We start from the raw sequence: 10,358 nt of genomic DNA, 5'->3' as shown, positions 1-10,358 counted from the left end.
CCTCCGCTCGGGTGTCCTCCCGGACACCGGGCCGCTCGTGCAGCACCCGGTCCACGGTCGCCTCGCTCAGGCCCGACTGCTGCGCGATCTCCCGCACTTTGTAGCGATGTCCCACAGCAGTGTCCTCTCGAGGTGTTTTTGATGCGTTCAGAGTGTTGATCACCGGCGCCGGGACCGCAAGACTTCCCGGTGTGGGCACTCTTCTGGACGACACCGTCGTTCTCGTCAGCGGCGGCACGTCCGGTGTGGGCGCCGCCGTCGTGCGAGCGAGCCTCGCCGCGGGCGCACGCGTGGCCTTCAGCGGCCGACGTGACGAGGTGGGCACCGCGTTCGAACGCGAGCTGCGTGCCGACGGCCACGACGCGACCTTCGTGCGCGCCGACATCGGCAACCCCATCGAGGCGATCGCGAGCGTCGAGCGCACCGTCGAGCACTACGGCCGCGTCGATGCCGTGTGCAACGCGGCCGGACTCACCTCCCGAGGGTCACTGCTCGACACCACCCCCGAGCTGTTCGACCAGCACATGGCCGTCAACCTGCGGGGACCGTTCTTCGTCATGCAGGCCGCCGTCCGAGACATGCTCTCGCGCTCGGCTCCCGGCACCATCGTGAACATCGGCTCCGTGAGCGGCCGCGGCGGGCAGTCCTACCTCGCCCCGTACGTGGCGGCGAAGGCCGGCCTGTCGGGGCTGACCAAGAACGCGGCACACGCTCACCGGTTCGACCGGATCCGCATCAATGCACTCGACATCGGCTGGACCGAGACCGAGGGCGAAGCCGTGACGCAGAGGACGTTCCACGACGCGCCGGACGACTGGGCCGCCGACGCGGCCGCGCGCATGCCGATGGGCAAGCTCGGACAGCCCGACGAGATCGCCGACATGGTGGTGTTCCTGCTGTCGCCGCGCAGCGGCGTCGTCACCGGCTCGGTCATCGAATGGGATCAACAGGTAGTAGGAGGGCAGGACTGATGGGCAACGACGTTCGGAACCAGCGAATCGGAGTCGTCGGACTGGGACGCATCGGTGCGTTCCACACCGAGACTCTCGCCGGACTCGACGGGGTCTCGAGCCTCGTGGTCACCGACGGACGGCCGGAGGTCACCGACGCCGTCGCCGCGAAGTACGGCGCGGAGAAGGTCGACGGGGTCGACGCGATGCTCACCGCCGGCGTGGACGGCATCGTCGTCGCGGCGGCCACGCCCGCGCACGCCTCGCTGCTGCTGGCCGCGGTGGACGCCGGGATCCCCGTCTTCTGCGAGAAGCCGTTGGCCTTCACCGCCACCGAGAGCAAGGCCGTGGTCGACGGCATCGCGACCTCCGACGTGCCCGTCCAGATCGGGTTCAACCGGCGGTTCGATCCGGCCGTCGCGGCCGCCGAACGTGCCGTGCGCAGTGGGGATCTCGGGTTCCTGCACACCGTGCGGTCCACCACTCTCGACCCCGCTCCCCCGCCGATGGCGTACATCGCGGAGTCCGGCGGCATCTTCCGCGACTGCAGCGTCCACGACTTCGACGTCGTGCGCTGGATCGTCGGCCGCGAGGTCGTGTCCGTGTTCGCCACCGGCTCGAACCAGGGCGATCCCGCGTTCGCCGCCGCCGGCGACGTCGACTCCGCCACCGTGCTCCTGACGTTCGAGGGTGGCGCCGTCGGTGTCGTGTCGAACTCCCGCTACAACGGCCGCGGCTACGACTGCCGGCTCGAGGTCCACGGCCGGGACGACACGGTCGTCGCCGGCTGGGATCCCCACACCCCGGTCCGGAACATGGAAGCGTCCCAGCTCTTCCCGCACGGCGAGCTGTTCCCGTCGGACACGCCCCACGGGTTCTTCATGGACCGGTTCGCCGCCTCCTACCGCGCCGAGCTGTCCGCGTTCCTGGAGGTCTGCGCCGGCACCCGCCCGTCCCCCTGCACCGCGCAGGACGCCCTCGAGGTCGCCTGGATCGCCGAGGCCGCCACCGAATCCCTGCGCCGCGGCGCACCCATCACCCTGGAAGAGGTCCGCTCATGACCGCCGCACCCGTACGTATCGCCGGAGCACCCATCTCGTGGGGCGTCTGCGAGGTCCCCGGCTGGGGATACCAGATGGACAACGACCGCGTGCTCCGCGAGATGCGCGGCGCCGGACTCACCGCGACGGAGAACGGTCCCGAGGGCTTTCTCCCGGCCGATCCGGCGTCCCTGGCCGCAGTGCTCGCCGGTCACGACCTGACCTCCGTCGGGGGTTTCGCTCCCGTTCTGCTGCACGAGGAGTCGCACGATCCGGTGCCGACCATCGCCTCGCTGCTCGACGGCTTCGTGGCCGCGAACGCCGACGTCATCGTCCTCGCCGCGTCCACCGGCCAGGAGGGCTACGACGCCCGTCCGACGCTCACCGCCGATCAGTGGACCGTGTTGCTGCGCAACCTCGATCGTCTCGCCGCCGCCTCCGCCGAGCGGGGAATCCTCGCCGTCGTGCATCCCCACGTCGGCACCATGATCGAGCAGCGCGACGAGGTGCACCGCGTGCTCGACGGCTCCTCCATCCCGCTGTGCCTGGACACCGGGCACCTCATGATCGGCGGCACCGATCCGGCCGAACTGGCCACTGCGGCAGCCGATCGCATCGCGCACGCTCACCTCAAGGACGTCGACGCCGCCCTCGCAGCACGGGTCCAGGCCGGCGAGCTCACCTACACCGACGCGGTCCGCGCCGGCATGTACACGCCGCTCGGAACCGGGGACGTGGGCATCGGCGGCGTCGTCGACTCGCTCCTCGACGCCGGATACACCGGCTGGTTCGTGCTCGAGCAGGACACCATCTTGTCCGAGGAGCCGGGCGAGGTGGGCGGCCCGGTGACGGACGTCGTCGCCAGCGTGCAGCACCTCCACGACATCGTCGCCGCCCGAACGGCCGCGGTGTGACGGCACCTCTGCGCATCGGGGTCCTCGGCGCGTCGCGCATCGCGGAGCAGGCGATCATCGGACCGGCTCACGCGCTCGGTCATCGACTGGTGGTCGTCGCGGCACGCGATCGCGGCCGCGCCGAGGCCTTCGCACAGCGGTACGGCGTCGAGCGCGTCGCCGACGACTACGACGCGGTGATCGACGATCCCGAGGTGGACGCCGTCTACAACCCGCTCGCCAACGCCCTGCACGCCGAGTGGAACATGCGCGCGCTGCGCGCCGGCAAGGCCGTCCTGACGGAGAAGCCGTTCGCACGCAACGCCGCCGAGGCGCGGGCCGTGCGCGATGTGGCTCGCGAGACGGGCGCAGTGATCGTCGAGGGGTTCCACTACCTCTTCCACCCGGTGACGCGGAGGCTGCTGGACGTCGCCGCGAACGGCACCCTCGGTCGCCTCACGCGGGTCGAGGTCGTCATGGCCATGCCCGCACCCGCCGACGACGATCCGCGATGGTCGCTCGACCTCGCGGGCGGTTCCGTCATGGACCTGGGCTGCTACGGGCTCCACGTGCACCGCCTGCTCGCCGACGTCGCCGGCGGGCCTCCCCGCGTGGTCTCCGCCGTCGCCACCGAACGTGACCCCGGCGTCGACGCGACGTCGACCATCGAACTCGCGTTCCCCGACGGCGCCACCGGCACCGTGACGAACTCGATGGAGCACGCCGAGCACGAGTTTACGGTGCTGCTGACCTTCTCCGAGGGAACGGCGTTCGCGCACAACCACATCAAGCCGAACACCGACGACCGCGTCTCCGTCACGGATGCGTCGGGGACGACGGTGGAGCACCTCGGCACCCGCCCGTCGTACGAGTACCAGCTCGAGGCCTTCGCGGCGCACGTGCAGAGCGGCGCTCCGATCCCCCTCGACGCCGACGACGCGGCGGCCACCATGGAGCTCGTCGATGCCGCGTACGCGGCGGCAGGTCTCCCTCTCCGCTAGCCCCCGAGAACGTCGGCCCCGCACCCCTGGGCGAAAACCTCGGTGCGGGGCCGTCGTCGTTCGTGCAGTTCTGCTCACGAGCACTCGCGCGCGCGGTCCGGGTGCCGACACGACACGGGCCCCGCACCTCGTGTGAGGTGCGGGGCCCGGGAGTCGAGCGTCAGCGGCGCAGTTCGTGGGTGAGCGTCTCGAGCTCGTCGCCGCCGGCCATCTCCTTGGTGAGATCGTCGAGGCTGATCTCGTCGTAGGAGCAGTCGAGCTTCTGGCGACCGCGGTTGAGCAGAACGAAGTGGTCACCGACCATGTACGCGTGGTGCGGGTTGTGCGTGATGAACACGACGCCGAAGCCCTGCTCCTTGGCTGCGGAGATGTAGCGCAGCACCATGCCGGACTGCTTGACGCCCAGCGCGGCGGTCGGCTCGTCGAGGATCAGGACGCGGGCGCCGAAGAAGATGGCGCGGGCGATGGCCACACACTGGCGCTGACCGCCGGAGAGCGAGCCGATGGGGGCGTCCACGTCGGGCAGGTCGATGCCCATCTTGTGGAGTTCCTCCTTGGTCGTCGCGCGCATCGCGGCGGCGTCGAGGGTGCGGAAGACGCCCTTCTTCCGGAGCTCCTGGCCCAGGAAGAAGTTGCGCCACACCGGCATCAGGGACACGACGGCGAGGTCCTGGTAGACCGTCGCGATGCCCTTGTCGAGCGCGTCCTTGGGTGAGGAGAACTTGACCTCCTCGCCGTCGACGAGCAGCTGGCCCTCGGTCTGCTGGTGCAGGCCGGCCATGATCTTGATGAGGGTCGACTTGCCGGCACCGTTGTCGCCGAGCACACCGGTGACCTCGCCGGCGCCGACGCGCAGGTTGATCCCGCCGAGGGCGATGATGTTGCCGTAGCTCTTGCCGACGTTCTTCAGCTCGATCAGCGGGGTCTTGCCGCCACTGTTCGATTCGAGGGGAGTCTCGATGGTTGCACTCATGTCAGGTGTCACCTTTTCGCAGCGTAGGAACGGAAGCTGTTGTTGGCGATGACGGCGAAGAGCAGCATCGCACCGAGGAAGAACTTGAACCAGTCCGGGTTCCAGCCGGCGTAGACGATGCCCTGGTTGGTCATACCGAAGATGAAGGCGCCGATGGCCGCACCGATGGCGGTACCGAAACCTCCGGTGAGCAGGCAGCCACCGATGACCGCGGCGATGATGTAGAGGAACTCGTTGCCGACACCCTGGCCGGACTGGACGGTGTTGAAGGCGAAGAGCAGGTGCATGCCGACGAACCAGGCGCAGAAGCCGACGAACATGAACATGCCGATCTTGACCTTGGTCACCGGCACACCGATGGCGCGAGCCGAGTCCTGGTTGCCGCCGACCGCGAAGATCCAGTTGCCGACGCGCGTCTTCATCAGCACGTAGGTGGTGATGAGCGTGAAGACGAGCCACCACAGGACGGTGATGCGGACCGAGACACCGAAGACCGAGAACGACGAGGCGAAGACCTTCTTGGCGGACTCGAACCCGTCCATGTCGGAGATGGACTGCGTCGCGACCTGGCCGGTGACGAGCTTGGTCACCGCGAGGTTGATGCCCGTCAACATCAGGAACGAGGACAGGGTGATGAGGAACGACGGGATCTTCGTCTTCATCACCAGGTACCCGTTGAGGAATCCCACCCCCAGTGCCAGCACCAGGGCGAGGACCGAGCCGATCCACACGTTGAGGTGGAGGTTGTAGGCCAGCATGGACGCGGCGATCGAGGAGAACGTCACCGCCACACCGGTCGACAGGTCGAACTCGCCGCCGATCATGAGGACCGACACGCCGCACGCCATGATGCCGATGGTCGACGAGGCGTACAGCACGGTGGCCAGGGCCTCGGGGCTCCGGAACGGCGGGGCGACGATGGCGAAGAACACGAAGATGATGATGGCGCCGAAGAGGGCACCGATCTCCGGACGGACCAGCAGACGCTGGAACGGCTTCTGCTTCCTCACCCGCTCGTCGGTCACGACGGTATGCGTGGCGAGATCGAGATCTGCCTGAGTGGACATGGACTTCCTTACCTGACGGGGGATTCTCTGCGCTGGCGGAGCATTCGTTCGGATGACACCCCGTGAGGGAGGCGAGCGGCGAACGTTCCGTGTGATGTCGATGTAATACGCATCACAGCCATAAGTCAATACTTTGTTCGGACATTAGGACTGCAGCCGGACATACCCGCTAGAGCGTGACCCACCTTCCCGACTCCACCGACTCCGTCATCGCGTCCAGCACCGAGGCGCTGCGGACAGCATCCCGCACGGTCGCGCCGACGGAGGCGTTCTCGGCGATCGACTGCAGGAAGCGCGCCGCCTCGACCACCTTCAGGTCGTCGTACCCCATCGCGGACGCGGACCCCGGCTGGAAGACGCCGTACTCGCCCGCTCCCGGACCGACGAAGAGCGTCGACTGCGGCTGGTCCTGATACAGCGGCTGATCCTCGCCGGCCGCCCGCAGGCCCAGCTGCAGCTCCCCCATCCGACGGAAGTCCCACGAGACCGAGCCCTTGGTCCCGTGGATCTCGAACCCGTAGGAGTTCTGGTCACCCACCGCCACGCGGCTGGCCTCGAGGACGCACCGGGCGCCGGTCGCCATGCGCAGCTGCGCGGACACGAAGTCCTCGTTCTCGACCGGGCCCTGTTCACCGCCCGAGGCGCGCATGTGGCCGCTGGTCACCCCCGTCGGCTTGGCACGCTGCGGGATGAAGACGGCGGTGTCCGCCACCAGTGAGGCGATGTCGCCGAGCAGATACCAGATCAGATCCGCGCCGTGGGACGCCAGATCGCCGAGCACGCCGCTGCCGCCGCGCTCACGCTCGAAACGCCAGCTCAGTGCGCCGTCCGGGTGAGCCGCGTAGTCACTGAAGAACCGGAAGCGTGCATGCGTCACGTCGCCCAGTTCGCCGGACGCGATGATGCCGCGCGCCTGTTCCACGGCCGGTGCATTGCGGTAGTTGAAGCCGACTGCCGTCTGCACGCCTGCCTTCTCCGCGGCGATCGCCACTGCACGGGCGTCGTCCGCCGACAGTCCCACGGGCTTCTCGATCCAGAGGTGCTTCCCGGCCTCGGCCACCGCGACACCCATCTCCCGGTGCAGGAAGTTCGGCGACGTCACCGACACGGCACCGATGGACGGGTCGGCCACGACGTCGCGCCACGACTCGGTGGACGAGCCGAAGCCGAACTGCTCGGCAGCCTCGGCGGCGCGGCCGGGCACCTCGTCGGCCACGGTCGCGAGAACGGGCAGGGGTCGGAGCGCGGGGTAGTGGTGACGCACGCGGCTGTAGGCCTGCGTGTGGACGCGGCCCATCCAGCCGAAGCCGACGACGGCGACAGGCAGAGTGGTGAGGCGAGGGTCGGACATGGGTGCACTCCAGACGAGGGGGTTGTTGGACCGTTCCAAACAGAAGACTGTCCGCAGTCTGCCCGCCGCCCGATCGCGCTGTCAACGCTCTTCCGCTCACCGCGTCCGTCCCGCTAGGCTGCGTTTGGCACGGTCCAACTCGGCGGGGCCGCCTCACCGGACGGAGCGAGCCGTGACGATCATCGAGCGGCCACCCACGATCCGCACCGTGGCCGAACGCGCCGGCGTGTCCAAGTCGCTCGTCTCCCTGGTCCTGCACGACTCCCCCAACGTCAGCGACGAGAAGCGCGCGGCCGTGCACGCAGCCATCGACGAGCTGGGCTACCGGCCGAACCTGTCGGCCCGCAACCTGTCCCGGCAACGGACGGACATCGTCGGGGTCCTCATCAACGACCTCCGCAACCCGTGGTTCGTGGACTGCCTCGAGGGCATGGCCCCGGCGCTCGAGGCACACGGGCTGACCATGATGCTCGGCGACGGTCGAGCCGACCGGAGCGGGGACGACACCGTCGTCCGCAAGTTCACCGAACTGCGACTCGACGCGCTCGTGCTGGTCGGCACCCGGTCGCCCACTCCCCTGGTCGCCGATGCCGCGACGTCCATGCCGACGGTGATCGTCGCGAGCCGCGACCTCGAACTCCCCCGCGCGGACGTCGTGGCCAACGACGACACCGCGGGATCCGCGCTGGCGGTGGCGCATCTCGCGGAACTGGGTCACCGCCGGATCGCCCACGTGGCCGGGTCGTTCGGCGCCGTGTCCGCCCTGCGCGCCGACAGCTACCGCGCCGCGATGGCGTCGCGCGGCCTGGACACCGACGGCCTCGTCGAACCGTGCGACCTCACCGAGGACGGCGGATACGACGCCGCCCGGAGACTCCTCGCCCGCACCCCCCGCCCGACCGCCGTGTACGCGGTGAACGACATCGCCGCGGTCGGTGTCATGACGGCCTGTCAGGAAGCGGGACTGGCCGTGCCGCAGGACATCTCGGTCGTCGGATACGACAACACCTCCATCGCACAACTGCGCCACGTCTCCCTGACGTCGGTGGACAACGCCAGCGCGTCGGTCGGTCGCCGGGCCGCAGCGGCGGTGATCGACCGGATCGCTCGTCCGACGGCAGCCGGCACCCTCGACCTCATCGCGCCGACACTGCAGGTGCGCGGAAGCACGGCACCGCCGGCCGACACGTAGCTCCCCACGCGGCCTCCCGGGTGACTTAGGGTACCCCTACCTCCGCGGTCTCCGGAGGCATCGCGAGCAGCAGGGGTACCGCATGCGCAGCACGACATCACGACGATTCGCCACGGCCGTCGCCGTTCTGACACTCCTCACGGCGGCCGGGTGCAGCAGTGATCAGGCGTCCGACGCGGTGCCCGACAGCGACGCCCCGACGGGCACCGTGACCATCGAGCACGCACTGGGCTCCACCGCGATCGACCGCGCCGAACTCGGGTCCGACCCCCGCATCGTCGCCCTCACCGCTCCGGCCGTGGACGCCGCGCTCGCTCTGGGGGTGCAGCCGGTGGCCTTCGCCTCGGACACGACCGGGGCACCGGACGGCCGCTATCCCTGGCAGTCGGAGCTGGCGGCGGACGTACCGCTCATTCCCGTCCCCGTCGAGGGCACCCTCCCCATCGAGGAGATCGCCTCGTACGCACCGGATCTCATACTCGCCGACTTCGCCGCGTCGACACCGACCCAGTACCAGCAGTTGACCGCACTGGCCCCGACCATTCCCGTCATCGGCGACACGGTCTCGCCCTACGACGCGCTGACGCGCGCGCTGGGCACGGCGATCGGCCGCGAGGACGACGCCGACGCGGTGATCGCGCGGACGCGGACCGCCCTCGCCGACGCCGCCGCGGAGCTGCCCGGACTGGCGGGGAGGACGGCGCTGCTGTCGCAGTACATCCCGGCCACCCAGCAGCTCGTCGTGGTCGCCGATCCCGACGACGGCGCCTCGGCGTTCTACCAGGAACTGGGGATGACGCTGCCGGCCGTCGACCTGCCCGCCACGGCCGGCAACCGGCTCGTCGTCGGGCCCGAACGCGTCGACGTCCTGAACTCCGACCTGGTGATCATCCTCGTGAACGGCGGTACCGCGGCCGATCTCGAGGCACTGCCCGGCTGGGCCGATCTGCCCTCGGTGCGCTCGGGCGGCATGCTGATCACGGATTACGCGACCATCATCGCGCTGAACACACCGTCACCGGCGTCGCTGACGTACGCGCTGGAGAAGGTTCGGCCGACGCTCCGGTCGATCGCAGGCTGACGCCTCCGGGTCAGCGGTCGACGAGGGTCGTGTCGAAGTAGTACCGCGACGCGCGGTACACGTGCGACCCGTACTCGACCACCTTGCCGGAGTCGTCGAACGCCGTTCGGTGCATGGTGAGCAGCGGCGCCTTCGGCTTCTCGTCCAGCAGGTGCGCCTCGTCGCGATCGGCCGCCTTCGCACCGATGCGCTGGCGAGCGAGGCGGATGTGGACTCCCTTGGTGCGAAGCGACTGGTACAGGCCGTGCGCCTCGAGCTCGGCGGGCTCCGGCGCCACGTCGACGGGCATGTAGTTGATCATCAGCGCGAGCGGTTCACCCTTGGTCAGTCGCAGACGCCGCACGGTGACCACCTCGGACTCCGGCCCGATGTTGAGCTCGCGCGCCACGTCCTCGGTGGGCAGCCCGACCGAGTACTCGAGCAACTTCGTCGTCGGGTCCTGGCCGGCGCGCGCCAGGTCGTCGAAGAGGCTGGTGAGCTCCACCGGTCGATGCACCGGGCTCTGCACCACCTGTGTGCCGACGCCACGCTTGCGCACCAGCAGCCCCTTGTCCACCAGTTCCTGGATGGCCCGACGCGTGGTCGGCCTCGACAGGTTCAGGCGCTTCGCGAGGGCGAGCTCGTTCTCGAAGCGGTCACCAGGGGCCAGACTGCCGCCGAGGATCGCGCCCTCGATGGCCTGCGCGAGTTGGTAGTAGAGCGGAACGGGACTCGACCTGTCGAGCTCCACGGCGAGCGGTTGACTCACGTACCAGCTCCGATCCGAAACTAGGCGGGCGTGCGGGCGGGCTGCCCGAGAACAGAGTGTAA

At 69.3% G+C, this 10,358-nt stretch carries 11 protein-coding genes; 6 read left to right on the top strand and 5 right to left on the bottom strand.

What is annotated here, in order from left to right; all coding sequences use genetic code 11:
* On the bottom strand, positions 1-115 hold a 115-nt coding region (locus tag ASG69_RS22515; protein WP_156380538.1), incomplete at its 3' end, for a LacI family DNA-binding transcriptional regulator.
* 76 nt (positions 116-191) lie between these two features.
* Between ASG69_RS22515 and ASG69_RS13740 the strand changes: the two genes are divergently transcribed.
* The 4 genes from ASG69_RS13740 to ASG69_RS13725 are packed head-to-tail and all read left to right on the top strand — an operon-like array spanning position 192 to position 3,884.
* A complete protein-coding gene (locus ASG69_RS13740) occupies positions 192-971 on the top strand; it encodes an SDR family oxidoreductase (RefSeq protein WP_056448007.1) in 780 nt (259 codons plus the stop codon).
* Complete coding sequence (locus ASG69_RS13735; RefSeq protein ID WP_056447679.1) at positions 971-2,011, top strand: Gfo/Idh/MocA family protein; 1,041 nt, start codon at positions 971-973, stop codon at positions 2,009-2,011. Before ASG69_RS13740 ends, ASG69_RS13735 begins: the two co-directional genes overlap by 1 nt.
* On the top strand, positions 2,008-2,904 hold the full coding sequence (locus ASG69_RS13730) for a sugar phosphate isomerase/epimerase family protein (RefSeq protein ID WP_027503731.1): 897 nt from the start codon (positions 2,008-2,010) through the stop codon (positions 2,902-2,904). Before ASG69_RS13735 ends, ASG69_RS13730 begins: the two co-directional genes overlap by 4 nt.
* Positions 2,901-3,884 carry a Gfo/Idh/MocA family protein gene (locus ASG69_RS13725; RefSeq protein WP_235578959.1) on the top strand — a complete coding sequence of 328 codons (984 nt, stop codon included), beginning with the start codon at positions 2,901-2,903 and terminating at the stop codon, positions 3,882-3,884. Before ASG69_RS13730 ends, ASG69_RS13725 begins: the two co-directional genes overlap by 4 nt.
* Before the next feature lie 160 nt (positions 3,885-4,044).
* On the opposite strand, the gene ASG69_RS13720 is transcribed toward ASG69_RS13725, so the two are convergent.
* The 3 genes from ASG69_RS13720 to ASG69_RS13710 form a co-directional block, all read right to left on the bottom strand.
* Positions 4,045-4,857, bottom strand: coding sequence for an ATP-binding cassette domain-containing protein (locus ASG69_RS13720; RefSeq protein ID WP_027503733.1), 813 nt, complete (start codon positions 4,855-4,857; stop codon positions 4,045-4,047).
* A gap of 8 nt (positions 4,858-4,865) precedes the next feature.
* Positions 4,866-5,924 (bottom strand): ABC transporter permease, encoded by a 1,059-nt coding sequence (locus tag ASG69_RS13715; protein ID WP_056447677.1) that lies wholly within the window; start codon positions 5,922-5,924, stop codon positions 4,866-4,868.
* Positions 5,925-6,093: 169 nt separating this feature from the next.
* Positions 6,094-7,275 (bottom strand): Gfo/Idh/MocA family protein, encoded by a 1,182-nt coding sequence (locus ASG69_RS13710; protein WP_056447675.1) that lies wholly within the window; start codon positions 7,273-7,275, stop codon positions 6,094-6,096.
* A 172-nt stretch (positions 7,276-7,447) separates the two neighbouring features.
* Between ASG69_RS13710 and ASG69_RS13705 the strand changes: the two genes are divergently transcribed.
* Positions 7,448-8,467, top strand: coding sequence for a LacI family DNA-binding transcriptional regulator (locus ASG69_RS13705; RefSeq protein ID WP_235578958.1), 1,020 nt, complete (start codon positions 7,448-7,450; stop codon positions 8,465-8,467).
* An 82-nt stretch (positions 8,468-8,549) separates the two neighbouring features.
* Positions 8,550-9,548, top strand: coding sequence for an ABC transporter substrate-binding protein (locus ASG69_RS13700; RefSeq protein WP_056447673.1), 999 nt, complete (start codon positions 8,550-8,552; stop codon positions 9,546-9,548).
* Between the two features lie 10 nt (positions 9,549-9,558).
* Here ASG69_RS13700 and ASG69_RS13695 read toward each other — a convergent pair whose 3' ends face one another.
* The gene (locus tag ASG69_RS13695) at positions 9,559-10,296 is read right to left on the bottom strand and encodes a GntR family transcriptional regulator (protein WP_027503738.1); all 738 of its coding nucleotides are present in this window, start codon (positions 10,294-10,296) and stop codon (positions 9,559-9,561) included.
* Positions 10,297-10,358: the final 62 nt, after the last annotated feature.

Origin of the sequence: Rhodococcus sp. Leaf225 (assembly GCF_001426145.1) — a bacterium.
In the GTDB taxonomy this organism is placed as follows: Bacteria; Actinomycetota; Actinomycetes; order Mycobacteriales; family Mycobacteriaceae; genus Rhodococcoides.
The sequence above is the reverse complement of the archived record's forward strand: the minus strand, read 5'-3'. Positions and strand labels throughout refer to the sequence as shown.